At 62.7% G+C, this 25,471-nt stretch carries 22 protein-coding genes, 1 pseudogene and 1 riboswitch; of the genes and pseudogenes, 9 read left to right on the top strand and 14 right to left on the bottom strand.

What is annotated here, in order from left to right; all coding sequences use genetic code 11:
- Positions 1 to 168: 168 nt before the first annotated feature.
- Positions 169 to 993, top strand: coding sequence for a 2OG-Fe(II) oxygenase (locus tag P3T25_RS34710; RefSeq protein WP_429361513.1), 825 nt, complete (start codon positions 169 to 171; stop codon positions 991 to 993).
- A 274-nt stretch (positions 994 to 1,267) separates the two neighbouring features.
- Here the strand turns inward: P3T25_RS34710 and P3T25_RS34705 are convergent, their stop codons facing one another.
- From P3T25_RS34705 to P3T25_RS34690, 4 genes are all read right to left on the bottom strand, one after another.
- Positions 1,268 to 2,077 carry a VOC family protein gene (locus P3T25_RS34705; protein ID WP_154557804.1) on the bottom strand — a complete coding sequence of 270 codons (810 nt, stop codon included), beginning with the start codon at positions 2,075 to 2,077 and terminating at the stop codon, positions 1,268 to 1,270.
- A gap of 57 nt (positions 2,078 to 2,134) precedes the next feature.
- Positions 2,135 to 3,319, bottom strand: a complete 1,185-nt coding sequence (locus P3T25_RS34700; protein ID WP_429361511.1) for an ABC transporter substrate-binding protein — start codon at positions 3,317 to 3,319, stop codon at positions 2,135 to 2,137.
- Positions 3,320 to 3,543: 224 nt separating this feature from the next.
- The gene (locus P3T25_RS34695; RefSeq protein ID WP_154557806.1) at positions 3,544 to 4,290 is read right to left on the bottom strand and encodes a CbtA family protein; all 747 of its coding nucleotides are present in this window, start codon (positions 4,288 to 4,290) and stop codon (positions 3,544 to 3,546) included.
- A gap of 11 nt (positions 4,291 to 4,301) precedes the next feature.
- Positions 4,302 to 4,523, bottom strand: a complete 222-nt coding sequence (locus tag P3T25_RS34690; protein ID WP_154557807.1) for a CbtB domain-containing protein — start codon at positions 4,521 to 4,523, stop codon at positions 4,302 to 4,304.
- 53 nt (positions 4,524 to 4,576) lie between these two features.
- A riboswitch (adenosylcobalamin (AdoCbl) riboswitch) is annotated at positions 4,577 to 4,664 on the bottom strand.
- Between the two features lie 95 nt (positions 4,665 to 4,759).
- On the opposite strand from P3T25_RS34690, the gene P3T25_RS34685 reads away from it, so the two are divergent.
- Entirely contained in the window at positions 4,760 to 5,374 is a 615-nt protein-coding gene (locus P3T25_RS34685) for a histidine phosphatase family protein (RefSeq protein ID WP_171925860.1), read from the top strand.
- A 37-nt stretch (positions 5,375 to 5,411) separates the two neighbouring features.
- On the opposite strand, the gene P3T25_RS34680 is transcribed toward P3T25_RS34685, so the two are convergent.
- The 4 genes and pseudogenes from P3T25_RS34680 to P3T25_RS34665 form a co-directional block, all read right to left on the bottom strand.
- Positions 5,412 to 5,852: a hypothetical protein gene (locus P3T25_RS34680; RefSeq protein WP_154557809.1), complete on the bottom strand. Its 441-nt coding sequence runs from the start codon at positions 5,850 to 5,852 to the stop codon at positions 5,412 to 5,414.
- 45 nt (positions 5,853 to 5,897) lie between these two features.
- Entirely contained in the window at positions 5,898 to 6,908 is a 1,011-nt protein-coding gene (locus P3T25_RS34675) for an alpha/beta hydrolase (RefSeq protein WP_429361508.1), read from the bottom strand.
- Positions 6,909 to 6,951: 43 nt separating this feature from the next.
- Positions 6,952 to 8,309 (bottom strand): annotated as a pseudogene (locus tag P3T25_RS34670) (MFS transporter).
- The gene (locus tag P3T25_RS34665) at positions 8,306 to 9,382 is read right to left on the bottom strand and encodes an alpha/beta hydrolase (protein WP_429361506.1); all 1,077 of its coding nucleotides are present in this window, start codon (positions 9,380 to 9,382) and stop codon (positions 8,306 to 8,308) included. The pseudogene P3T25_RS34670 and the gene P3T25_RS34665 overlap by 4 nt, the downstream one beginning before the upstream one ends.
- A 336-nt stretch (positions 9,383 to 9,718) precedes the next feature.
- On the opposite strand from P3T25_RS34665, the gene P3T25_RS34660 reads away from it, so the two are divergent.
- From P3T25_RS34660 to P3T25_RS34635, 6 genes are all read left to right on the top strand, one after another.
- Positions 9,719 to 10,627: a LysR family transcriptional regulator gene (locus tag P3T25_RS34660; RefSeq protein WP_429361504.1), complete on the top strand. Its 909-nt coding sequence runs from the start codon at positions 9,719 to 9,721 to the stop codon at positions 10,625 to 10,627.
- A 100-nt stretch (positions 10,628 to 10,727) separates the two neighbouring features.
- The gene (locus P3T25_RS34655) at positions 10,728 to 10,862 is read left to right on the top strand and encodes a hypothetical protein (protein ID WP_429361537.1); all 135 of its coding nucleotides are present in this window, start codon (positions 10,728 to 10,730) and stop codon (positions 10,860 to 10,862) included.
- 6 nt (positions 10,863 to 10,868) lie between these two features.
- Positions 10,869 to 12,971, top strand: coding sequence for an FUSC family protein (locus P3T25_RS34650; protein WP_429361502.1), 2,103 nt, complete (start codon positions 10,869 to 10,871; stop codon positions 12,969 to 12,971).
- 45 nt (positions 12,972 to 13,016) lie between these two features.
- Positions 13,017 to 13,226: a DUF1656 domain-containing protein gene (locus P3T25_RS34645; protein ID WP_054040146.1), complete on the top strand. Its 210-nt coding sequence runs from the start codon at positions 13,017 to 13,019 to the stop codon at positions 13,224 to 13,226.
- Positions 13,223 to 14,248, top strand: a complete 1,026-nt coding sequence (locus tag P3T25_RS34640) for an efflux RND transporter periplasmic adaptor subunit (RefSeq protein WP_429361500.1) — start codon at positions 13,223 to 13,225, stop codon at positions 14,246 to 14,248. Before P3T25_RS34645 ends, P3T25_RS34640 begins: the two co-directional genes overlap by 4 nt.
- Positions 14,245 to 15,783, top strand: coding sequence for an efflux transporter outer membrane subunit (locus P3T25_RS34635; RefSeq protein ID WP_429361498.1), 1,539 nt, complete (start codon positions 14,245 to 14,247; stop codon positions 15,781 to 15,783). Before P3T25_RS34640 ends, P3T25_RS34635 begins: the two co-directional genes overlap by 4 nt.
- Before the next feature lie 259 nt (positions 15,784 to 16,042).
- Here P3T25_RS34635 and P3T25_RS34630 read toward each other — a convergent pair whose 3' ends face one another.
- The 3 genes from P3T25_RS34630 to P3T25_RS34620 all read right to left on the bottom strand — a co-directional run bounded on the left by P3T25_RS34630 (position 16,043) and on the right by P3T25_RS34620 (position 19,969).
- A complete protein-coding gene (locus P3T25_RS34630; RefSeq protein ID WP_171925854.1) occupies positions 16,043 to 16,504 on the bottom strand; it encodes a (2Fe-2S)-binding protein in 462 nt (153 codons plus the stop codon).
- A gap of 25 nt (positions 16,505 to 16,529) precedes the next feature.
- Positions 16,530 to 18,800, bottom strand: coding sequence for a xanthine dehydrogenase family protein molybdopterin-binding subunit (locus P3T25_RS34625; protein ID WP_154557817.1), 2,271 nt, complete (start codon positions 18,798 to 18,800; stop codon positions 16,530 to 16,532).
- 281 nt (positions 18,801 to 19,081) lie between these two features.
- Positions 19,082 to 19,969 (bottom strand): LysR family transcriptional regulator, encoded by an 888-nt coding sequence (locus tag P3T25_RS34620; protein WP_266238172.1) that lies wholly within the window; start codon positions 19,967 to 19,969, stop codon positions 19,082 to 19,084.
- A 100-nt stretch (positions 19,970 to 20,069) separates the two neighbouring features.
- On the opposite strand from P3T25_RS34620, the gene P3T25_RS34615 reads away from it, so the two are divergent.
- Positions 20,070 to 21,512, top strand: coding sequence for an aldehyde dehydrogenase family protein (locus P3T25_RS34615; RefSeq protein WP_429361495.1), 1,443 nt, complete (start codon positions 20,070 to 20,072; stop codon positions 21,510 to 21,512).
- 63 nt (positions 21,513 to 21,575) lie between these two features.
- Here the strand turns inward: P3T25_RS34615 and P3T25_RS34610 are convergent, their stop codons facing one another.
- The 3 genes from P3T25_RS34610 to xylF all read right to left on the bottom strand — a co-directional run bounded on the left by P3T25_RS34610 (position 21,576) and on the right by xylF (position 25,457).
- The gene (locus P3T25_RS34610) at positions 21,576 to 22,775 is read right to left on the bottom strand and encodes a sugar ABC transporter permease (RefSeq protein WP_429361493.1); all 1,200 of its coding nucleotides are present in this window, start codon (positions 22,773 to 22,775) and stop codon (positions 21,576 to 21,578) included.
- A complete protein-coding gene (gene xylG / locus P3T25_RS34605; RefSeq protein ID WP_154557821.1) occupies positions 22,772 to 24,340 on the bottom strand; it encodes a D-xylose ABC transporter ATP-binding protein in 1,569 nt (522 codons plus the stop codon). Before xylG ends, P3T25_RS34610 begins: the two co-directional genes overlap by 4 nt.
- Before the next feature lie 88 nt (positions 24,341 to 24,428).
- Complete coding sequence (xylF, locus tag P3T25_RS34600) at positions 24,429 to 25,457, bottom strand: D-xylose ABC transporter substrate-binding protein (protein ID WP_054040132.1); 1,029 nt, start codon at positions 25,455 to 25,457, stop codon at positions 24,429 to 24,431.
- Between the last annotated feature and the right edge of the window lie 14 nt (positions 25,458 to 25,471).

Below are 25,471 nucleotides of genomic sequence, written 5' to 3'. Positions count from 1 at the left end.
GAACCGGGCCTTCGCTTTTGCTTAAGACGCTCCGGACACCCACGCGGCGGATTGGAGCGGCTCGGCCATAACGATACGGGAATTGGAGAGCAAGAGTCGGAGTGCGTGGCCTTGGGCGTGTGCTTACACTCGGTCATGGTTCGATGAATCGCCTTACGGAGAATGCTCATGAATACGGTCGCGAAGGATCTGCACTCACAGTCGCCGGAGTTGGAACTGGAACTGGGGTTCGAGCCCGACCTGAAACACGCTGGCGCATGGGAGTCAGGCGCCAGCACCGTCACCGGTTCGCTTACGCAGCGCGTCGACGCGATCGACTGGTTCGATGTCGAAGAAGAACTGAACGGATATGGCTGCGCGATGCTGCGCAATCTGCTCAGTGCGCAGGAATGCGACGCGCTGACAGCGCTCTATCCGCGCGACGATCTGTACCGCAGCCGCGTCGTGATGGCGCGCCATGGCTTCGGTCGTGGTGAATACAAGTACTTTGCGTATCCGCTGCCGCAGCTGGTGGCGAAGTTGCGCGCCGAGCTTTATCCGCGCCTCGCGCCGGTCGCGAATCGCTGGAACGAGGCGATGAATATCGATGTCCGCTATCCGGTCGCCCACGGCGAATTTATCGAGCGCTGTCACGCCGCCGGCCAGCTGCGTCCAACGCCCCTGATTCTTCAATACGCCAAGGACGACTACAACCGCCTGCATCAGGATCTATACGGCGAACACGTGTTCCCGCTTCAGGTCGCGATTCTGCTTTCGGAGCCAGGCCAGGATTTCACGGGCGGCGAGTTCGTCATGACGGAGCAGCGTCCGCGGATGCAGTCGCGCACGGAAGTCGTGCCGCTCGGCAAGGGCGACGCAGTGGTGTTTGCGGTTCATCACCGGCCGGTGCAGGGCACGCGCGGCGTGTATCGGGTGAATCTGCGACACGGCGTGAGCCGCCTGCGGTCGGGTCACCGGCACACGCTCGGGGTGATTTTCCACGACGCGACCTGATTGCGCTCCACACGATGACCACCCGTCCCGGCTGGACGCGCCGCCAAGCCACGGACCGGTCCCGCGTTCAATTGGGCGCTTAGGCGTAGGAGCGCGTAAGCGGCGATGGGATTCGGATTCTGTTTGCCCACGGCGTTAAGGGACGGTAGCTGTTGTGAACTTGTCCACAGAAAATGTTCGCAAGCCTGTGGATAACAACCCCACAACAGCACCAACTACTTGATCCACTTAACTTCCTAAGCGCTGCACGCTGCGCGCCGAAAGGCGATTCCCCTCATCCCGCGACGATCTCGAACCACGCGCCATGCGTGCGATCACGGTCGAGCACTCGCGACTGCGCTTTACCATCAGCGCGCAAAGCGACACCCAACACCCCTTCCCCACGCGTGGCGAGTTGCCGGCGCAACGCCGCGCCTTCGGGGGTAACACTCGCGGCATCGACATGCACGGGGCTCAGCAACACAACCGACGCATCACCAATCGACACCGTCGCCGACGCTGCCCCCAGCCCCGGCAAAGCCACCGTCCGCGCGTCCGCAAAACCAAGCAACGCCCGATACCGCTGCAAACTCGCCTTCAAATCCTCCACAGCGACCGTCAAGCTCGCCACCCCTCGCACACCGTTCGCATGTTCACGCACTGCGCCTTCAGCCACACGCAGATCACGCGGCGTGATATCCCCGCACAGGAATGGCAAGTCGCTGGTTTGCGGGCGGCCGGTCTGCCACTCGAGCCGCGCGCCGTCCGGGCGGACGCGCCCACCTGCCTGTGGCCCGTCGTATTGCAAGCCCCGCCCATGCGCGGCGTCAATCACAGCACCCACGCTCGACGGCAACAACGCGTAATCAACAAATCCATCGCCATGACGCTGCCCCACATCCCACCAGCGACGCTGCGGCGCCGCCTGCAAGAAAGCGATCAGCTCGATGTAACTGCCGTCGGCGAAACCGATTAGCGCGTTGTGCGTCACGCCATCGGCATGGGTACCGCCTTGCTGCACGGTGAAACCGAGCGCCGTGAAATCTTCAATGGTCTGCGTCAGGTCGTGGACGCGAATCACAATGTGGTCGAGTAAAAGGCTCATGGCACAAAAGACGTGAATGTTGTGAATGTTCGGAGCGTTCGACATACAGCGAAATACCTACTTCTGGGCAACCGTCGCCTTACTCTCAAGCAACGCCCACTTGTCGTTCTTCACCACCACGTTGATGTTTTTCACGCCGATCACACGACGCGTCGCCGGATCGAAATTGGCCTTGCCGAACACGACGCTCGGAATGTCATGCAGCTTCGGCAGCGCATCGCGCACGGCTTTGCGGTCGGGGCCGCCGGCGCGCAGCGCATAGGCGGCGATGATGACAGCGTCATACGCATAAGCATTGAAAGCGTCCGGCTCACGGTGGTATTTCGCCTCGAAGCGTTTGACGAAGCTTTGCACTTCAGGCCCGGATTCACCAGGGAAGAAGCTGGTGTTCGTCGCCACACCGTTGACAGCCGTCCCGCCGAGTTCGAGGAATTTCGGCGAATACACGGAACTGGCTGCGGCGATCGGCAGGTTGATACCGCTTGTGCGCGCCTGGCGGGCGATCTGCGCGCCGTCGGAGTAGTACGAGATCAACACGATGCCATCCGGATTCGCAGCGCTCACGCGCACCAGCGTCGCGCGGAAATCTTTCTCGGCCGACTGATAGCCCTCTGCCGCCACGACTTGCGCACCGCGTTCGTTGGCGGCTTTGACGAAGACGTCCTTGCTGGTGCGTCCCCAGTCGGTGTTCAGATAGAGCACGGCGATGCGCTTGAGGCCGAGCGTTTTCACGGCGAGGTCGGCAAGCAGCGGCTGGGCGTCGGCCTGGCTGACTGACGGGCTCCAGATGTAGTCGCCGCCTTTGGTGAAGTCAGGATGCGAGTTGGTGAAACCGAGTTGCACGAGGCCGGCATGCTGATAAATCGGCGAGGCGGCCATCGAAGCCGGACTGGAGAAGTCGCCGAGTTCGATCAGGATGCGCGGGTCGTTGACGAATTTCTGCGCGATCGTGATGGACTGGCGCGGGTCGCTCTGGCTGTCCTCGAAGACGTAGTTCAGCGGGCGGCCGTTGATGCGGTTGTGGCTGTTGATCTCATCCAATGCAAGATCGAAGCCGGCTTTCCATTGCGCGCCGTACTGAGCGTTCTGTCCGGTCAGCGGGCCGCTGACGCCTATCAGGATCGGATCGCCCGAAGGTGGCGCTGCGATTGCCGTTGTCGTCGTTATTGCCGATGCGGCCAGCAGCAGAAGTGTCGTGATGCGAGTGGCCCATGATGGGCGCAGGTTTGATGTATTCGACATGGCTCCAGGCTCGGTTTGCTTGAGATTGGAGTGTGTCGGATTTGCCCCGGCTTCGGGCAACCAAGCGATTCGCATAACGTTATGCGGCCATGGAACTTGTCCACAGAAAATGTTCGCAAGCCTGTGGATAACATTCCTGCAAACGCGCCAAGTACTTGATGTATTTAACTTCTCTCGCGCTGCACGCCGGCGTGACCGCGGCTCGCGCGGTCACGCCATTCACATCAAAGGTAAGCGGACTTCGCGGCGCTGCGGCTCGCGGGAGCCAGCAATTTGCTTCGCTCGACGAGGGCGCCGAACAGCAGCCCAACTGTCGTCCACATAACCACCTGCATGCCGATGGCCGCGACGCGGAACTTCCACAGCAGCACCGCCGGGAAAGCCGCCGGCACTTCGTTGATCGTCGGCATCGACAGTTGCACGGCAGCAATGATCACGACGAACACCAGGCCCGCCACAATCGAGCCATTCCACGCGCCCAGCTTCAGCGCCGCGCGGCGCCGAACCTTCAGCGAGAACACCATTGCGGCCAGCGAGATCGCGATCATCAGGAAGAACAAGCCGGTCCGCGTCCCGATCGTCTCGGGGTCGCCCACCGAAGGGGGATTCGCCGGGTACTTGATGTTCGGAACGATCACCAGCGCAATAAACGCGCCAAGCGCGAGCCATGCGGACAACGCGCGCGCACTCAGCGCGCCGACGCGGCCATACGCATACGCGAACACCAGCGAGAACAGGCCACCGAACGCGGCGCCGTACGTGACCACGCCAGTCAACAATCCCAGGCCCGCCTGGGTGCCGCGGCTCACCAGTTCGGATTCGGGCGCTTCGCCTTTGGCGGCGTCGGCCTTTTCCTCGAAGGAAATCGCCTGGTCGACCTGCGGTTCGCCCACCAATCTCGCGAAGCCGAACGTGAGCAATCCCGCGGCGATGCCTGCAAGCATCCCGCGTACCAACAATTTACCAACCATGTTCGACTCCGTTAGTGGCAGGGAAAGCCGAGCAGATGGCGGCCGTCGTGCACGAATTCATGCACATACATGCCAGGCACCAGCGACGTGGCACCCTGTTCCGCACCAACGAAATACAGCGCGAGCAACAGCAGCAAGCCGCCAAACACGACCCAAGGCAGCAATTCACGCAGCGGAATCGGCGTGGGTTGGGCGACAGGCTGTGTCGTGGAATCGAAAACAGCGTTGGTCATAATTGACATCTCCTGGGGGTAACGCGCCCCGATAGTCGATTGAAGAGGGATGGTGCGAAGCTCAGGTCTGGCTTTCGGCTCGTGAATGCCGATTACAGTGGCGCGACCGCGCCGGGCTCTCACCGGCTTCCGTGCTTCGCAGTGACGCTATTCTACGCGCTAAACTTTGCCTCCCGGCAACGTAAAGCATGCACGCGGCGTCCCGCTTTAGTCCGGTCTTTATGGAAATCAACTGAATGGACACACGGCTGTTACTGATCAGCCACGCATCGACCGCGGCGATGCGCGCGGGCCGCTTCCCCGCCGACGACCCGCTCGATGCACGTGGCCTCGCCGAAGCGGCCGCCGCACGAGCACGCCTGTCGATTCCGGACGACGCGGCGGTTTTCGTCAGCCCGGCCGTTTGTGCGCGCGACACGGCGTCGGCCCTGGGGCTCGGTGCCGCGGCATTGGGCCAAGGCACATCGGTCGACAAAGGACTGGCGGATATGGACTACGGCCTGTGGCATGGCCGCCGCCTTGCCGATCTCGCGCTCGAAGCATCGCACGACCTCGCCACTTGGACACATGATCCCGACGCAGCCGCGCACGGCGGCGAGTCATTCAGTCAACTCGTGAAGCGGGTGGGACAGTGGCTCGATGCGCTAAACGGTGCGTTGAGCGAGGGCGTCATACTAGGCAACACGCAAAACGTGGTCGCCGTCACGCACGCGCCTGTGATCCGGGCCGCGATCGTTCATGCGCTTGGAGCGCCGCCGGCCGTGTTTCCACGCATCGAGATCGCGCCGCTCTCGATGGTCGAGTTGCGACGCTCGCGACGCGGCTGGACATGGTGGCCGGCGTCGCAATAAGGGCCGCGCGCGGACAGCCCGAAACGCATCTGCCCACTCATTTGCCCGATACAACCAGCCGCAACTTGCTCGAATCAGCCCGCGTCAATGTGATATCGGTCCGTTTGGCGCGCGTGCCCAGATAAAAATGCTGACGTCCGGGTGAATTCTGGTCATGCGTCGCGTCCGGCAGGCACGAGGCGATGTCCGCCGCGACGCCCTGCAGCGCGTCCGCACTCGAACCGGCGTCGTGATGCGGCGTCCACGTGCATTGATAACTCCCGCGGCTCGCCGAACACTGGGCGTCATCGCCGTAGGGTTGCGCGACGCCCTTGCCGTCTTCCGGTGTCAGTGAAGCCAGGCCGTCCGGCGCAGCCGCAACGATCCGTTTGAGCGATGCGCACGGGCTAGGCGCATCGTCGGCATTCGCGCTGCACGGCAGCAAGGCGCTAAGCGATACAGCGGCGATCGTGGCCGCGAGGATTCGGGTCTTGTTCATGTCGGCACAGTCCTTTGAAAGCTGGCCTTATCGCAGTAGCACGCTTCATGCCTTGCCGAACAACGCCGCCAGCCCCTGCACCGATGCAAAAATCCCCTTCGTATCGTGCCCAACGCCGTCGATCACAAACGTACGATGCTTCGCCGCCCCTTCCGGATGCCTCGCCGCCATATAGCGCGCGTAAGCCAGTCCGCGCCCCAGCCGATGCTCGCCTTGAGTCTGCGCAGCGCATGAACGGTCGAGTGCCGGATGCTGCGGATCGCAATCCGCGCCGCCGAGCAGCACAGTGACGTCGCGGCGCGCATAGCGCGATTCGAGCGCATCAGCGGAGCCCGCCTCCCCGCCACTCGAAGCATAGGCAGGCAAATCTTCGAGCCCATACTTCCAGCGATTAAACGACGGGCACGCCGCCGCATCGAACGCCGCGAATTCACCGGACGCGGTCGGCCGCATCGCGTCGAAGTACACATACGACGAAGGATTCGCGACCACATAGCGCGGCGCGATTCCGCGCGCGACGAGCGGCGCCTCACCTCGCGTCACCACGGCATAGCGCTGCACCACCTGGCCACCACCCGAATGCCCGGCGATCACCACCTCGGTTAGCGACGCAAACTGCGCGCTCGACGCCAGCGTCTGCAGGATGGCGTCGAGTACATCGAACGAACTGAGCGGCGCCGGACCTTCGGCGTTGTCGCCGCCCATCCAGCCAGCCCATTCCCAATGCAGCGTGGATGACGGCAACACATGCGCGCTAACGTCGGCACTCGCGAGGAATTGCGGCACGATCAGCAGCGTATCGGCTGCATCGCCACCAGCAAGTGCGCACGCGCGCTCCGCCAGATGGAAGTACGTGTCCGCGTTGCGCAGGCGTCCGTGAATCAGAATCACGGCACGCTTGACGTCACACGTCGGCGCAAGCCAGTCGCCGTTCGCGAACACCGGCACGGTGCCGCTGCCCGCAGGCGTCGCGACACTCAGGTGCCGGCTGGCGACGACAGCGACCGGACGTTCATTCGGTGCGCGTTCGTCATCTGTTATCAAAGGCTGGGTCATGCAATAAGCTCGTGGGTCATCTAATCAGTCTGGCTAGTGGCGGTTAACGCGTGACGAACTTCGCCGTTGCGCCGCCCGGCTCACGTCCCGAGCGCGTGAAATACACCATCGCGAGCGACACGCAACCGGCAAAGATCAGGTAGAACGCCGGCGTCAGACTGCTGCCAGTCAGATGCGTCAAGCCGGTGATGGTGAGCGGCGCCATGCCGCCGAACAGCGTCACCGCAATGTTGTACGACAGCGCCACGCCCGCCGAACGGCTGCGCACCGGAAACAGCGTCGCGAGCATGCCGGGGTGCGAACCGGACATGGCGGCGAGGAACACCGTCGCGACCATCTGCGCGATGAACAGATGCCCCGGCGTGGGATTCGTCACGACGAAGTGATAAAGCGGATATACGCAGACCATCCACGTGATTACGATCGGATAGAACAGCCGGTACGCGCCGTAACGATCGGCAAGCTTGCCGGACAGCGGAAACAGGAACAGATTCAGCACGCCCGACACAAACGCGCCGAGCAGCGCGGTGGACAGCGGCAGATGCAATTGCCGCTCGACATAGACCGACAAATACGAGTGCCACACATAATTGGTCGCCGCGCCGATGATGATCACGCCCATCGCGCAAATCGCCGCGTCTCCGTTATCGTGGAAGAACTGGCGCACCGTTGCGCGCGGCGGCTTATCCTTTTGATCGAGCAAGCGCCCGAACTCCGGCGATTCCGCCACGCGATGCCGGATGTAGAAACCGAACGGCCCCGCCAACGCGCCGAACAGAAACGGCAGGCGCCAGCCCCACGCCCCAGTTGCTCATGCGTGAGCTGCGTGGTCAGCAGATAGCCGACGCCTGACGAAAGCAGCAACGCGAACGCCTGCGCCGACATATTGAAGCTGCCGTAGAACATCTTCTTGTGCGGCGGCGCGTACTCGACCAGCATCGCCGATGCCGTCGCGAACTGCCCGCCCACCGAGAGCCCTTGCAACAGCCGCGCGAGCACCACGAGCAACGGCGCCGCGATGCCGATGCTGGCATAACCCGGCGTGAGGCCCATCAACAGCGTGCTCGCCGCCATCGAAATGATCAGCAGCGAGAGCGCTTTGCGCCGCCCCGCCCGGTCCGCGTAAATACCGAACAGAATGCCGCCGATCGGTCGCACGATAAAGCCGACGGCGAACGTGGCGAGCGTCAGCATGATCGACACGAAACCACTGCCGCCGGGAAAGAACACCAGCGCGATGATCTTCGCGAAGTAGCCGTAGATCAGAAAATCGAACCATTCGAGCCCGTTGCCGAGCACCGAGGCAAAGATCGCGCGCCGCACCATCGCCGGGCTCAGTCCGTTCGATGCCTCCGTAGCGAACGCCGCATCGTCACGCTGATTCAAGCTCGCCCCGCTCATTGCTCGCATCCTTTGGTGTCGAACATTGCCGACAATGCGCAGACCGACGTCAGCATGCGCGCGCCGTTGTGACCCACACCCGGCACGATATGAAAACCCTGCTTCAGCCCTTCCGGATGACGCGACTGGAGGTACCGGTAATACGCCTCGGCACGCGCGACACGCTGCGGACCTTGCGCTTCGGCGGCACAGCTTCTATCGAGCGCGCTTTGCTGTGGATCGTCGTCCGCGCCGCCGACCAGGTAGTCAATACGGCGCGACGCATAAGTCGCTTCGAGTTGTGCGGGCGAGCGGTCGTCGAGGTATGGCGGCCGATTGTCCATGCCGTATTTCCATTGATTGAAATCGGCGCATTGCGCGGCATCGAACGGCGCTGCTACACCTTGCGCGGTCGGCCGTTGTGCATCGAAATACGCATACGTCGACGGACTCGCCACCACGTAGCGCACGTCGATGCCCTCATTCGTCAGCACGTCGATGTTATGCGCCGCCACCGCGTAACGCTGCACGACCTGCCCGCCACCTGAATGCCCCGCGAATACGACGTGCCGCAGATTCGGAAACAGCTTGCGATCCGCAAGGCGCGTGACGATCGCGTCGAGCACCGCATACGAACTGATGGGCTGCGGAGCCCGCGCCGCTTCGCCGCCCATCCACGCGTCGCCGGTCCAGCGCAGCAGATCGGCCGGTTCGTGATGCACGCGCGTGTCGAGCGTGGCGAGGAATTGCGGAGCAATCAGAAGTGTGCTGTCAGGCTCCGCATTAGCGGCGGCACGTGCATTCTGCGCGGTGCGGAAGTACACGTCCGCGTTGCGCAACTTGCCGTGAATCACAATCACTGCACGCGTCACCTGCGGCTGCGCGACGTTCCAATCCTTCGACAGGTACAGCGGAAATTCAGCTTGCCCTTGCGGCGTGTCGATCACGAACCGTGTGTCCGAGATCGTCGCCACCGGCTTCAGATGCGACTCGTAGGCATGCACCGCGAATGCCGGTTGCGTGAGCAATGTCAGCATGGCGGTACCCACTGCCGCACACCCCATCGCCAGACGTCGTGAAAAATTCAATGTCATGCAGCTTGCTCCTGATCACCGTGCACTGTCTTGAACGCGGTGCATCGTCAGATCCGTCGTTGAAAAGTTCGAAAACTCAGAACCGGTGGCGGATGCCGAGCGTCACGCGGAAGGCCAGTTTGGCATGACTATCACTATCGTCTCCAGTCGATTTAGTTTTATGTCGCGGAGCGCTCGAGCCTGCTTGCCGTGAGCAACGCGGGCCTCGATCGATGCGATAGACGAGATCGTAGGATTGGGCGTGGTAAATGTAAAATACCTGTTTTATGCACCATCCATATCTATACGATATGGCAATGCACAGAAAGCAAGGCACGACCGAGGAGACAGAACACGATGGAGCTTCGCCACTTGCGCTACTTCCTGGCGGTTGCCGAGGAAGGTCAATTCACGCGTGCAGCCGAGCGGCTGGCCATGCAACAGCCGCCCCTCTCGCAGCAGATTCGAACGCTGGAGGAAGAGATCGGCTTCGAACTGTTTGTGCGCATGCCGCGCGGCGTAAGCTTGACGCCCGCGGGCCAGGCCTTTGCGGAAGACGCACAACGCTTGCTGCAGGACCTGCAACAGTCGGTGGAGAGAGCGCACCGGATTGCGCGCGGCGAGCTCGGCACGATCTCGATCGGCCTCACCAGTTCGGCGGCGTTCCATCCTTTTACGACGGAGACGATCCGGGCTTTTCGCGCGGTGTGTCCCGAGGTCGCCGTGGAGCTTGCCGAACTCAATGCGGCGGAGATTATCGAGCGTTTGGCCGCGGGGCAGATTCAGGCCGCGTTTCTCCGCAAGCCGGTCGATGTGCGCGAGGGCGTGGCGTTCGAGTTGTTGCTCGACGAGCCGATGGTGGTGGTATTGCCGGTCGGGCATCCGTTGCTGAAAGGAGCGGGCAAGAAACGGCCGCAGGTGTCGTTGAAGGCATTGGCGCACGAGGACTTCATTCTGGTGCGCCGGCCGGGCGCACCCGGCATGTATGCGGATATCCTGGCAGCATGCAGACAAGCCGGGTTCGTCCCGCGGATTGCGCGCGAGGTGCCGCGCATGGTGTCGGGGATCAATCTGGTCGCAGCAGGGTTGGGGGTGACGCTGGTGCCGGCGTCGATGCAACGTTACGACCAGGTTGGCACCGTCTATTGCACATTGACGAATCCCGCGAAGTTAAGTGCTCCGCTGCATCTTGCTTACCCTGCGGGACTGCGCAATAGCGCGGCGACCCGCTTTATCGAACTGGTGAAGGAGCGCGTTTACGGCTAAATGAGCCGGGCTTTTGCGACAGCGGCACGAAAGCCGCGCTTCACAAAAAATTCCGATTCAATAGCTTGCTAACGAATATTTAGGAAATACAATAGCGGCCATGTCGAATCTCGATACCTTGCGCCGCACCGTCAGCAGCACCCTGGTCGTCGCTGCCAGAAAATGGCGACGCACGAGCCATGGCGTGCTCGCGGCCGACGCAGCGGCGCCGCCCAATCCCCGGGATGCCGGGTAACGGGTTATGGTCTATCCCTCCGTCCGCGACTGGCTGTTCTCCGTCAAGACGTTTGCCGCGGCGATGATCGCGCTTTACATCGGTCTCTCGCTCGAATTGCCGCGCCCGTACTGGGCGATGGCCACCGTCTACATCGTGTCGAATCCGTTTGTAGGCGCGACCCGCTCCAAGGCGCTTTATCGTGCGCTCGGCACCATGCTGGGCGCGTCGGCCGCGGTGCTGCTGGTGCCGCCGTTCGTCGAATCGCCGTATCTGTTCAGCGTGATCGTCGCGTTGTGGATCGGCACGCTGCTGTATCTGGCGGTGGCCGATCGCACCGCGCGCAGCTACGTCTTCATGCTGGCGGCCTACACCATGCCGATCATTGCGCTGCCTTCGGTGACCAATCCAGGCGGCGTGTTCGATCTGGCAATCAGCCGCACTGAGGAGATCCTGCTCGGCATCGTGTGCGCGAGCATTGTCGGCAGTTCGCTGTTTCCTAGCCGGCTCGCGCCCACCATCATCGAGCGGACCGACGCCTGGTTTCGCGACGCCGCGTTCTATGCGACCGAAACGCTGTCCGGGCGCATTGCGGGCTCGGCGATTTCGGGGGCCCGCCAGCGCATCGCGAGCACGATCAACGGGCTGGAACTGCTGCTGAGCCAGCTTGCCTACGACCACACCCGGCCGGACATCCTGGCGCGTGCTCACGAGTTGCGCGGGCGCATGCAGTTGCTGCTGCCGATCATGTCGGCGCTGGCCGATCCGCTGATCGCCCTCTACAACAGCGGCCGCCAGACATGGCCCGAGGGTCTCGAAACGTTGCTCAACGACGTCATCAAATGGTTCCATGCGCCGCTTCCTGAAGCCAGCGAAGGTTATCACCCCGACCCGGAAGCCAACGCATTGCGCGAGCGCATCGCCGCGATGCAGCCGCTGCCGGCCGCGCTGGCGACCTGGGACGGCGCGCTGCTTTCGAACGCGCTGTGGCGCATGAAACAGGTGATCGATATCTGGCAGGACTGCCGCTCGCTGCGCATCATCATCACGCGCGAAGAAGGCTCGTGGCGGCCACGTTTTCGCCACTGGCGGCTGGGCGGCACCGAGCAGTTTTTCGACCGCGGCATCATGCTGTTTTCGACGGTTTCAGCGGGCGCCGCCGTGATCATCGCGTGCAGTCTGTGGATCGGCTCAGGCTGGGCGGACGGCGCCAGCGCGGTGACGCTGGCCGCCATCGCGTGCTGCTTCTTCGCCGCGCTCGACGAACCCGCGCCCATGGTGTTCAAGTTCTTCGTCGCCACGGCGATCGCCGTGGTGGCCGCCGGTATCTATCTGTTCGCCGTGCTGCCTCACGTGCACGATTTCCCGATGCTGGTCGTCCTGTTCGCCGGGCCGTTCATCCTTGTGGGCACGCTAATTCCGCGTCCGCAGTTCAGCATGGTGACGGTGCTCGTGGCCGTCAATACGGCCACCTTCATCAGCATTCAGGATGCCTACTCGGCCGACTTCCTGATCTTCCTGAACAGCAATCTCGCGGGCCTTGCCGGCTTGCTGTATGCGTATCTGTGGACCCGCGCGACGCGGCCGTTTGGCGCCGAACTCGCGGCCTCGCGGCTGTTGCGCTCGAGCTGGGCCGACGTGGTGCTGACTGCGTCCACCCGGACGATCGAAGACCCGCGCAATCTCGCCGCGCGCATGCTCGACCGCCTGATGCAATTGATCCCGCGTCTTGCGGCCACGGACGACCACCGCCATCCGTCGATCGAAAGCTTCCGCGACCTGCGCATCGCCTTCAACGCGCTCGATCTGCGCCGCCTGACCGGCAAGCTCGGCGGCGAAGCGCCGGCCGCGATCGATCATGTCCTCGACGACGTGCGCGAATACTTCGAATGGTGCATCGACCAGCGCGCGCGCCAACCGGTGCCCGAGAGCCTGATGTCGTCGATCGATGCAGCCGTGGCGCGCGTCACCGCACAAGGCCTCGCCAATGCCGGTGCGCCGGGCCCGACCGCGCAAACCTCGGCGCGCAGATTGCGCGAGGCGCTGCACGCGCTGGTCGGCTTGCGTCTTTCGCTGTTTCCGGCCACGCTAATCACACCCACGCCGCCCGAACCGGAGGCCGCTGCCTGATGCGCCCGTCCCGCAACCCAATCCTCTCCTTTGCCCGTTCCCGCGATGATCGGTGAAATCGATATTTTCGGCGTGTTCGTGCCGGCCGTGCTGGTGCTGATGTTGATCGCCTATCTGATCAACCTGGCCATTCGCACGGTGTTCGAACGCGTCGGCTTTTACCGCTTCGTCTGGCATCGCTCCATCTTCGATCTCGGCATCTATGTGCTGGTGCTGGGCCTTGTCGTCGTCGTTTCGCACAGACTAATAACGTGAAAAAAACCTGGTTCTCAGTCGGTCAAATTCTGCTGACCCTGATCGTCGTCGTGGTTGCAGCCTTCGTGCTGTGGAAACTGGTTGCCTATTACATGTTCGCGCCGTGGACTCGCGACGGCCACGTGCGCGCCGACGTGATCCAGGTCGCGCCGGATATCTCGGGGCTGATCTCATCGGTCGAGGTGGTGGACAACCAGCAGGTCAAACAAGGCCAGGTGCTGTTCGTGATCGATCAGGCCCGCTATGCGCTCGCACTGCGCCAGGCGCAGGCCACCGCGCAGCAACGCCGCGCTACCCTCGATCAGGCGCGCCGCGAAGACGCGCGCAATCGCCAGCTCGGCAACCTGGTTGCGGCGGAAGTCGCCGAAGAAAGCCGCTCGCGTGTCGAAACGGCGGAAGCCGCGCTCGCCGATGCGAACGTCGCAATCGATACCGCCAAACTGAATTTGCAACGCACTACCATCGTGAGTCCGGTCGACGGTTATCTGAACGACCGCGCGCCGCGTACCGGCGAATTCGTTTCGGCGGGCCGTGCGGTGCTCGCGGTGGTGGATATGCATTCATTCCGCGTCGACGGTTACTTTGAAGAGACCAAGCTACGCGGCATCGACATCGGCCAGCGGGTCGACATCCAGGTGATGGGCGAGCCGAACGTGCTGCGCGGCCACGTGCAAAGCATCGTCGCGGGGATTGAAGACCGCGACCGCACGCAAGGATCGAATCTGCTGCCGAACGTGAACCCGGCATTCAGCTGGGTGCGGCTCGCGCAACGGATTCCGGTGCGCGTTGCGCTCGACGAGGTGCCTGCCGACTTCCGCATGATCGCCGGACGCACCGCGACCGTGTCGGTGCGCGATCTGTCGCCGACCGGCAAGCCGCGTCCGGCTGCAGGCGCTTCGGGTACGGTGGATGCCTCGGCGGCTTCGGCTTCGGCTTCGGCTTCGGCTGCTGTTCCGGCTGCCTCCGCTACTTCTACTGCGCAACCGGCGTCTGCTGCCGTCATGTCGGGCGCGTCGCAATGAAGCTGTCACGCGCCCTTCCCTTATTGCCGCTGCTGCCACTCTTGCCGTTGAGCATCGCGCTCAACGGCTGCGTGAATGTCGGCCCCGATTACGCGCTGCCGAAGCAGACGCTGGTCAACGCGCCACTCGCCAATGCGCCTATCGAAGGCGCCGATGCCAAGCTGACCACGCGGCAGAACGTGCCTGTGATCTGGTGGAAGCTCTATGACGATCCGGTGCTGAACAACCTCGTCGACGAAGCGCTGCAGTCGAATACCGACTTGCGCGTCGCGGCGGCGAACCTCGCGCGTTCGCGTGAAGCGCTGGGTGTCGCGCAGGCTCAAGGCGGCTTCTCAGGAAAGACGTCGGCGGTCGTCGAGCGGGCGCAGGAATCGGCCGAACAGTATCTGCTCTTCAACAAACTGCCGGTCACTAACGAAGGCGATATCGGCATCAGCATCTCGTACGAAATCGATCTGTTCGGCAAGCTGCGCCGTGGTGTCGAAGCGGCGGCAGCGGATACGGAATCCGTGCAGGCGGCCGCCGATCTCGCGCGGATCACGGTGGTCGCGGATGTGGTGCGCTCGTATGTCGACCAATGCTCGGCCGCCGAGGAGCTCAGGATCGCGCAGCAATCGCTGGCCTTGCAGAAGGAGCGTGTGGACGTATCGCGCCGATTGCGCGACGCGGGTCGCGGCAATCAGCCCGATGTGACGCGCGGACAAACCCAGGTCGATACGCTGGCGGCGGATATTCCGCGCTATACGGCGCGCCGCCAGATTGCGCAATACCGGCTCGCGGCGCTGCTCGCACGCGCACCGTCCGATTTGCCGCCAGCCGTGCTGGCCTGCAGCATGCTGCCGCAGATCCGTCAGCCGATTCCGGTCGGCGATGGCGCCGCGCTGCTCAAGCGCCGCCCGGACGTGCGCGAGGCCGAGCGCCAACTGGCAGCGTCGACGGCGCGCATCGGCGTCGCGACGGGCGCGTTGTATCCGACGGTGAGCATCGGTGCGTCGGCGGGTTTGACGGGGATTCTGGAGGACCTCGGCACCTCGCCGACGGCACGCTGGGCCTTCGGTCCACTGATCAGTTGGACCTTCCCCACGAATGGCGCGCGGGGCCGTGTGCGTGAAGCGCAAGCGTCAAGCAATGTTGCGTTGGCAAAGTTCGACGGCGTGGTGCTGACCGCGTTGCGCGAAACTGAAACCAGCCTCGCGACCTACGCGTCCGACTACGCCCGCGCCGACGCCTTGCGTGCTGCGCTGAAGTCGGCCACCGCGTCGGCGGATGAAACGCATCGCTTGTATCGAGCCGGACGCGAGTCGTTCATTTCGGATCTGGATGCGACGCGCACGCTGACTTCGACGAAGTCTCAGGTTGCGGCAGCGGAAGGTCAGGTGGCGATCGATCAGATCAACCTGTTCCTCGCGCTGGGCGGTGGGTGGGAGACTGATGCGCAGACGGCGCCTGGGACAGCAGTGTCTAACGCCGCGACTCCCGCTGCTGCGGCGCCGGCTAAGGCGGCCATGCCGACGGCGGCCACCAAAGCGCCCTAACCCTCCCGCCTCGTCTCATCCGGGTAAATCGCTATTATTGACAAGCTTTCTTTTGCCTTTCAATTCAGGTTAAATACGAGCCTCAACATCACACGGTACGGGGTCACGTATGTCGCAATTCATGCAAGGCGCAGCCACGCTGGGCGGTTGTATCGGCGTTTTCACGGTAGTGGTCGCGGTCGTGGAGATGCTGGCGAACTGAGCCCGCCGGGCTCGTGATCGGCTCACCCAGGCGTCTCTGTCTGCGGTGATGCCGGCCTTAAGCGGGCCGCCGTTTCGCAGCCGCCTGGTGAATCGCCGCCCTTACCCTCGGATACGTGCCGCAACGGCACACGATGTTGGACATCGCCGCGTCGATGTCCGCATCGGTGGGATTGGACTTCTGCTTGAGCAGCGCGCAGGCCGCCATTAGCTGCGCGCTCTGACAATACCCGCACTGCACCACGTCGAGATCGATCCACGCCGCTTTTAGCGCCTGCGCTTCGGCGCCCTGCACGCCTTCGATCGTCGTGATCTTCTGCGAGTGCAAGCTCGACATCGGCGTCTGGCAGGCAAGGCCCGCCTTGCCGTCCAGGTGGATCGTGCACGCGCCGCAAATGCCCACGCCGCAGCCGAACTTGGTGCCGGTCATGCCGAGGTCGCAGCGCAGCACCCACAGGAGCGGCATATCCGGTTCAGCTTGCACAGCAACCACGCGGCCGTTGATGTTTAGCGATCCCATGTTTTCTCCGTCAATCTGAAGCGTTTCACGCAACCCTCAACGGCAACGCGCGCAAGCGCTGGCCGGTCAGCGCGAATACCGCGTTGGCCACCGCCGGGGCAACCGGCGGCACGCCCGGTTCGCCGACGCCCTGCGGGTGCATCTGGCTCGGCATGATGTCGACTTCGATCACCGGACAGTCGTTCATCCGCACAACCGGGAAATCGACGAAGTTCTTCTGCGTCACCTGCCCGCCGACGATGGTGATTTCGTCCTGCAACGCAGTCGAGAGGCCGAATACGATGCCACCCTCCATCTGCTGACGAATCAGGTTTGGATTCACCGGCAGTCCGCAATCGATCACGCAGACCACCCGATGCACGCGAATCTGCTTGTTCGCACCGACCGATACTTCCGCCACCTGCGCGACGACACTGCCGAACGCTTCGTGCAGCGCGACGCCGCGTGCCCGCTTTGTGCCATCGGCAGCATGTGTCAAGGGATGTCCCCAATCCGATAAAGCTGCAACGCGCCTCAACACCGCCAGATGGCGCGGATGCTGCGCGAGCAGCGCCGCGCGAAACGCAATCGGGTCCTGACCGGCGGCTACGGCGAGTTCGTCGGTAAAACCTTCGGTGAAAAACGCCTGATGCGAATGGCCGACCGAGCGCCAGAATCCAATCGGGATCGGTAGTTCGACGATCTTGTGCGCCACGCGCACAGTGGGCCATTCGTAGGGCTGATCGAATGCGCCTTCGCAAGTGGTCTTGTCGATGGGGATGCGCGGCACGCCGTAGTAACGCGCAAGCGATTCCGGCACGATCGCCTGACTCGCTGAAGTGGCTTGCCACGCGACGAGCTTGCCGTCTTTGTCGAGACCGGCCTTGAGTCGCGACACGCACGCCGGACGATAGAAATCGTGGGTGAAATCCTCCGCACGCGACCAGATCGTTTGCACCGGACGACCACCGCCTTCGCGCGCAATCGCCGCGGCTTGCGCGATGAAATCGAGTTCGAGACGGCGCCCGAAAGCACCGCCGAGCAATTGCGTTTGCACGTCGACCTTGTCGGCGTCGATGTCCAGCACTTTCGCGACGTGCTGCCGCGCGAGCGCCGGCATTTGCGTGGAGACCCAAACGGTGGCCGCGCCGTCCGCAACCTGCACCGTGCAATTCACCGGCTCGACCGCGCCATGTGCGAGATACGGTGCGTGGTACTCGGCGCTGATCGTTCGCGCCGCGCCGCTCAATGCAGCGTCGACGTCACCGCGGTGGTAGTAGGCGTGGCCGTTGCTGTCGTCCAGTGCTTGCGTAAGCTGGGTGTCCACGTCTGCGCTCGACAGCGTGGCTGCGGGGCCGTCATTCCACACCACGTCGATCGCACTCACCGCGTTCATCGCGCGGAAAGGGTTGTCGGCGATTACCGCGACGCCGCCGCTGCCACCAGCGTAGGGCTTCAGCGAAAACGCCTTGATGAAACCCGGCATGCTCTTGGCAGGCGAAGCGTCGAAATGCGCCACCGTCCCGCCCAGCGTGGGGCACATCACCACGCTCGCATAGATGAGACCGTCCGGCAGCGCGTCAATGCCGAAGCGCGCCGTGCCGTTGATTTTCGACGCGGCTTCGATACGCCGCATCGGCTTGCCGATCAGTTTGAACTCAGCGGGATCTTTCAACGCGACCTTGCGTGGCAGCGGTTGCTGTGCGGCCATCGTGGACAGCTCGCCGAAGCTCGCCTTGTGGCCTGCTGCGTGCACTACGTAGCCGCTTTCCGTATGGCACTCGCCGGGTGACACCTTCCATTGCGCGGCCGCCGCGCCGATCAGCATCGCGCGCGCCGAGGCGCCGGCTTCACGCATCGGCGTCCATAGATCGTTCATGCTCGATGAACCGCCCGTCATCATCGTGCCGGCGTCGCGCACCAGCTTGCGGGTCATCCAGACCGTGGCGCGCTTGACCGTGCTGTCGTCGTCCGGGCGAAACGGCAGATCGTCGACGATGTTCTGCACGCTGTTGTAGATCTTGTCGATCGGCGAGTTTTCCACTCGAACCTGCGACCAGTCGGCGTCGAGTTCTTCGGCCAGCAGCATCGCAAGGCCGGTGTGGATACCCTGCCCCATTTCCGCTTTGCACACCACGATCGTCACGGTGTTGTCCGCGGCGATTTTGACCCAGCCGTTGAGCGCGACCTGGTTGCCTTCCGCCGGCAGTGGCGTGGAGGGTGTCAGACGTTGGCCCGGCGGCAGCACCGACCAGCCGACCAGCAGCACGCCGAGCGCGCCGGCGCCGCCTAGCAGGAAGGTTCTGCGCTTTAACATCGTATGGCTCGATCAGCTTGCACGGTGGCGGGGACGCTGTGAAAGCGCGGGCTGGCGCGGGAGTTTGTTTCGTCGGAACAGTAGTAAGACGGGAAAGTGGGTGGGGGACTGAAAGCTAAGGGGTTTCAGCCGACCTGCACAGTGCTGGCGGATGCCCTTCGAGGAAAGGGCGAATGCAAGCCGTGTGTCAGTTCATTAAATGTTATTCGTCGCGTGGTGGCACGCTGCAGCGCAACTGGCTTGAACGGCGGAAAAATGCGAGAGGTGGCGGATTTTTGCTTTCACCCGCCCTCCCGAATCATCTCAATCAACGCCCGCAACCCCGCCGGCACATGACGCCGCCCAGGATAATAAAGACATAGCCCGTCGAACGCCGGCGTCCAATCTTCCAGCACACGCTGCAGCGTGCCCGCTTCCAGATCCGCCGCCACGTTCCATTCGGTCATATACGCCAGTCCGAAGCCCTCGCGGGCCGCCTCCATGATGAGCAACGGCTCATCGAGCGTCAGCATGCCCTGCACATCCACGCTGAAAGCCTCGCCGCGTCGCTCGAACTCCCAGTGATAAATACGTCCGCTCGGCATGCGCATCCGGATACAACGGTGTGCACGCAGATCGTCCGGCTTGCGCGGCTTCGGATTTTCGGCGAAATAGGCGGGACTCCCAACAACTGCAAATCGCTGCGGCCGGTTGAACGGCACAGCGATCATGTCCTGCGGCACAATCTCAGCCAACCGAATGCCGGCATCAAAACCCTCCACCACGATGTCGATCATGCGCCCCTCGGTGACGAGATCCAGCTTCATCTCCGGATAACGCCGCAGGTATTCCAGCAACAAGGGCATCACCTGGCGCGCCGCGCCCGTCGATGTGTTGATGCGCAGCGTGCCAGCGGGCGTGTCGCGATAGCTGCCGGCCTGCTCGATGGCCACGCGGATGGTCGACAACGCCGGCGCCACACTGTCGACGAATTGCGCGCCCGCTTCGGACAACGACACGCTGCGTGTCGTCCGATTAAAGAGCCGCACGCCGATGCGCGCTTCCAACGCCGCGATCGCATGGCTCAGCGCCGATGTCGACACGCCAAGTTCCGTCGCCGCCGCGCGGAAGCTGCGATGGCGCGCCACCGCAAGCACGCCTTCCAGTTCGCTCAAACCCGGCGTCTTCATTATCCCATCCTGCTCAACTAATCATCCTTGATTATATGGCTAGTCGGCTTAATCGATTGAGCCTATCTTTGAGGCAACAACTTTCTGGGTAGGAGCTTTCATGCAGCAAATCGACAAGATTTATATCGACGGCGCGTTCGTCACGCCGCACGGCGAGGAGTGGTTCGATCTTCACAACCCGGCTAAGGAAACGGTGATCGGCAAGGTGCGTCTGGCCGACGCGGAAGACGCCCGCCGCGCGATCGCGGCCGCCAAACGCGCCTTCCCGGCGTTTTCCCGCACCAGCAAGGAGGAGCGAATCGCGCTGCTCGAACGCATGCACGCCGCGGTTCAAGCGAGAGAAGACGAGCTGTACGAAGCAATCGTCGAGGAATACGGTGCGCCGGTGTCACGCGCGCGCTGGATGGCGAAATACCCGGCGGACGTGCTGGCGGAAGTCGTCAAGGTCTTGCAGACCTATGATTTCACGCGCCGCGCCGGCACGGCCGACGTCGTCATGCAGCCGCTCGGCGTCGCCGGACTGATTACGCCGTGGAATAGCAATGGCGGCTTTATCTGCGGGAAACTGGCTGCGGCGATTGCAGCGGGCTGCACGGCCGTCATCAAGCCGAGCGAAATGAGCGCGATCCAGACACGCATCATCACCGAGGCGCTGCACGAGGCCGGCTTGCCTGCGGGCGTGTTCAATATCGTCACGGGCCGGGGCGACACGGTGGGGGCGGAAATCAGCGCGCATCCGGACGTGGCGAAGATTTCCTTCACCGGATCGACGGCTGTCGGCAAGACGATTCTGCGCACCGGCGCGGAGACATTGAAACGCGTCACGTTGGAGTTGGGCGGCAAATCGCCGGTGGTCATACTCGACGACGCCGATTTCGCGGAAGCGGTGCCGTTGGCGCTCCAGGCAGGGTTCATGAACAGCGGTCAGGCGTGTATCGCCGGTACGCGGATTCTTGTGCCGCAGAGCCGCCTTGCGGAATTCGAAGAGCGGGTGCGCTTTGAAGTCGCTCGCACGCAAGCCGGTGATCCGCGCGATCCGGCTACGCAGATCGGCCCGATGGTCAGCCGCAAGCAGTGGGAGCGCGTGCAGCGCTACATCGGCATCGGCATCGATGAAGGTGCGAGATTGATTGCCGGTGGCGAGGGCCGACCGGAGGGAGTGGAGCATGGCTGGTTCGTGCGTCCGACCGTATTTAGCGGTGTCAGCAACGACATGACGATTGCCCGTGAGGAGATTTTTGGGCCGGTGCTGTCGATCATTGCGTATCGCGATACCGAGGAAGCGATTGCAATCGCCAATGACACGAGCTACGGGCTGCAAGCGTACGTACTCTCAGCCGATGCGGCGCGTGCTCGCGCAGTCGCCATTCGTATCGACGCAGGACGCGTACTGATCAACACGTTGGCACACGAGCCGGCCGCACCGTTCGGCGGCTTCAAGCAATCGGGCATCGGGCGGGAATATGGCACGTTCGGGTTGGAAGCCTTCATGGAGCCGAAGTCGTTGCTCGGCGTGAACCGAAAACAGCGCCTTGCTGATTGAAGAGCGAGGCTAATCGCTCAGCCGGCGGTGCGTCAGCATTTGCATGACGCACCGCCAGAAGCTTCACCGTCGGTTCGATCCCGACACGACATCGATCCACACAGCCAGCACAAGAATGCTGCCCTTCACGATCATCTGCCAGTACGCGTCGACATCCAGCATCGACATGCCGTTGTCCAAACTCGCCATCACCAGTGCACCGATCAACGCGCCGTAGACCGTTCCGGAGCCGCCGCGCATCGATGTCCCGCCGATAAAGCACGCGGCGATCGCGTCGAGTTCGCCCATCGATCCCGCCGACGGTGAGCCGGCCGCGAGTCGCGCCGTATTGACGATCCCCGCGAACGCACACATCAGTCCCATCAGTGCGAAGATGGCCAGCTTCACGCGATTGGTATTCACGCCGGAGAGCCGCGTTGCTTCCAGGTTCGACCCCACCGCGTAAATACGCCGCCCGAAAACGGTCTGCGTCGCGATCCACGTGAAAATGCCCAGCAGCGCGAGCAGCAGTAAAACGGGCACGGGAATCCCGCCATAACGATCGAGCGTGGCAACAAACGCGGCCAGAATCACGCCCGCCCCGACCACCTTCGCGACGTCCTGCCAGATCGGCACCACCCGCAACTTATAACGCTCGCGGTTGCTTCGTTGTCGCACGGTCAGAAAGGCCAATACGACAAACAGCACGACGGCAAGTGTATCGCCCGCAAAACGCGGCAAATACCCCTGACCGACAAACACGAAACCGTCAGAGACCGGCGCAATCGTCGAACCACCAGTAACGCCAAGCAGAATGCCGCGATATGCCAGCATGCCACCCAGGCCGACAATGAACGAAGGCACACGCCGGTACGTCGACCACCATCCGTTGAACATGCCGACGAGCACGCCAAGCAGCATTACCACAGGCACGGTGACGCCAATCGGCCAATGCCGGTTCACATCGAGAATCGCCGCGACGCCGCCGAGCAAACCCAGCAGTGACCCGACCGACAGATCGATCTCGCCCGCGATGATCACGAACACCATGCCGCACGCGAGCATGCCCGTAATCGACATCTGCCGCAGCAGATTCGACAGATTGCGCGGCGTCACGAACGCGCCGTGCGTCAGAAAGGGGAAGAAAAGCCAGATCGCGGCCACGGCGATCAGCAACGCGAGAATCTTGTAACGCGCGAACAGTTGCTGAATGCGCTGCGGGCCACCGAATGCGCCTCGCGACGCAGGGCTGTCGGCGGGTTGGGAAGTGACGTCGGGAGTCATGCGGCACTCGCTTCGGTTGGTGCGGTCGGGTTGAGGGATCGCTGCACAGGACGGATGGCGGCGCTGAGAATGTCCTCTTGCGTGAGGCCGTCGTTGACGAAATCGCCGCGCAATTCGCCTTCGCCGATGACCAGCACGCGATCGCTGATGCCAAGCACTTCAGGCAATTCGGACGACACCATCACGATCGACATGCCGCGCTGTGCCAGTTGAAAAATCAGTTTGTAGATTTCGAACTTCGCGCCGACATCGACGCCTCGCGTCGGTTCGTCGAGGATCAGTACTTTCGGGTCGGTCAGCAGCATGCGCGTCAGCACGGCCTTTTGCTGATTGCCGCCCGACAGACTCGCAATCGAGAGCATCGGATGCGCCGCGCGCACCGAAAGCCGCTTCATCTCCGTGTGAATCGTGTCGAGTTCGGCCGCGGAATCAATGCGACCGCCCTTCGCGAAACGTTGCAACACCGCAAGCGTGATGTTGTGGCCGACACTCAGACCCGGCACGATACCGTGGCGCTTTCGATCTTCCGGCACCATACCGATGCCGGCGCGAATCGCATCGACAGGGGCGCGAATTTTCACCGGCTTGCCGTCCATCACCACGGTCGCCTCGCTCACACCGGGATACGCGCCGAAGATCGCCTGCATCAGTTCCGTACGCCCCGCGCCGACCAAACCGGCAACACCGAGAATTTCGCCACGCCGCAGCGCAAACGACACATCGTTCACGCGCTTTCGGCGCGGATTGTTGACGTCAAAACAGGTCACGTGGCGCGCTTCGAAGATCACGTCGCCAATCGGATGCGGTTCACGCGGAAACAGGTTCTTGATCTCGCGGCCCACCATCAGGGAGATGATGCGATCAGTGGTCAGCGCGCGCATGGGTTCGGTCGCGACGTGGCGGCCGTCGCGAATCACGCTGATCGTGTCGCATACGGCCGCTACTTCGTCGAGCTTGTGCGAGATGTAAACGCAAGCAACTCCGCGCCGCTTCAGATCGCGCACGATATCCAGCAGGATGTGTATCTCCGTAGCCGTCAGCGACGACGACGGTTCATCGAGGATCAACAATTTCGCGCGCTTGTTCAGCGCCTTCGCGATCTCGATCAACTGCTGGTGGCCGCCACCGTAATTCATCACTGGTTGCGCGGAGTTGATTCCGCTTATGCCGAGCTCGCGCAGCAGTTCGTCGGCGCGCTGATACATCGCGGCGTAATTCATTCTGCCGCCGGGCAGCGTGATTTCGTTGCCGAGAAAGATGTTCTCCGCAACCGAGAGCTCCGGCACCAGCATCAACTCCTGATGGATGATGATGATGCCCGCGCGTTCCGTGTCTCTTATGCTCGCGGCCTTCAGCGGCTCGCCTTCCCAGATGATTTCGCCGTCCCACGTACCGTGAGGATAGACGCCGGACAACACTTTCATCAGCGTCGATTTGCCCGCGCCGTTTTCGCCGCACAAGCCGACGCACTCGCCAGGCGCCACCGTCAGGTCGATGCCGTCGAGCGCCTTCACGCCGGAAAACGCTTTGACGATGCCGCGCATCGTCAGTAATGGTTCACTCATTCGCTATGCCTCGCTGCAGGGCGCGCGGTCGCGCCGATGTGCCTGACGCATACCAGGCACATCGGCTTGAACTACGCACACGTTACGCTCATTGGCTCGCGAGCTGGGCCTGGGTGTAGAAGCCGTCCTTGACGACCACATCAACATTGCTCTTGGTGAGCAACGTGGGTTGCAGAAGCACCGTGTCGACCTTCTTCTTGCCGTTGTCGTACTGTGCATTAAAGGCCGGCTTCTCGCCCTTCGCAAGCGCGACGGAGAGTTTCGCCGCTTCGCCTGCGATCAGCTTCAACGGTTTGTACACGGTCATCGTCTGCGTGCCGGCGATTACGCGTTTCACAGCAGCCAGATCAGCGTCTTGTCCTGACACCGGCACCTTGCCTGCCATGTGCTGTGCGGCAAGCGCCTGGATCGCGCCGCCTGCGGTGCCGTCGTTCGAAGCGACGATTGCGTCGATCTTGTTGTTGTTCGCCGTGAGCGCATCTTCAACAATGCGCAGCGCCGTCGATGCGCTCCATTCCGGTACCCATTGCTGACCGACGATCTTGATGTCGCCCTTGTCTATCGCGGGCTTCAACACTTTGAGCTGGCCTTCACGCAGCATCTTGGCATTGTTGTCGGTCGGCGCGCCGCCGAGCATGAAGTAGTTGCCCTTCGGTTGCGCGTTGAAGACACCTTGTGCCTGCAGCTCGCCAACCTTCTCGTTGTCGAACGAGATATAGGCATCCACGTCGGCGTCGAGAATCAGGCGGTCGTACGAGACGACCTTGATGCCTGCTTTCTTGGCTTCGGCGACCACATTGCCGAGCGTCTTCGAATTAAACGGCACGATCACGATTACGTCGACGCCGCGCGAGATCAGGTTTTCAATCTGCGAAATCTGTCGCTCTTCGCTCGCATCGGCGGATTGCACCGATACTTTGGCGCCGAGTTTTTCTGCCGCTGCAACGAAATAGTCACGATCGCGCGACCAACGCTCGACACGCAGATCGTCAATACAGAAGCCAATTTCCGGGTGGTCCTTGCTTGCGTGCGCGAGCGGCGCGACAAGCGACAGGCTGGCGAGCATCGCTCCACACACGAGCGAACTCAGTACGGTACGACGCGTTGCGAATTTCATGTCTCACTCCTTGT

The organism is Paraburkholderia sp. GAS32 (assembly GCF_050434225.1).
Taxonomy (GTDB): domain Bacteria; phylum Pseudomonadota; class Gammaproteobacteria; order Burkholderiales; family Burkholderiaceae; genus Paraburkholderia; species Paraburkholderia madseniana.
This window is presented reverse-complemented; position numbering and strand designations above follow the sequence as displayed.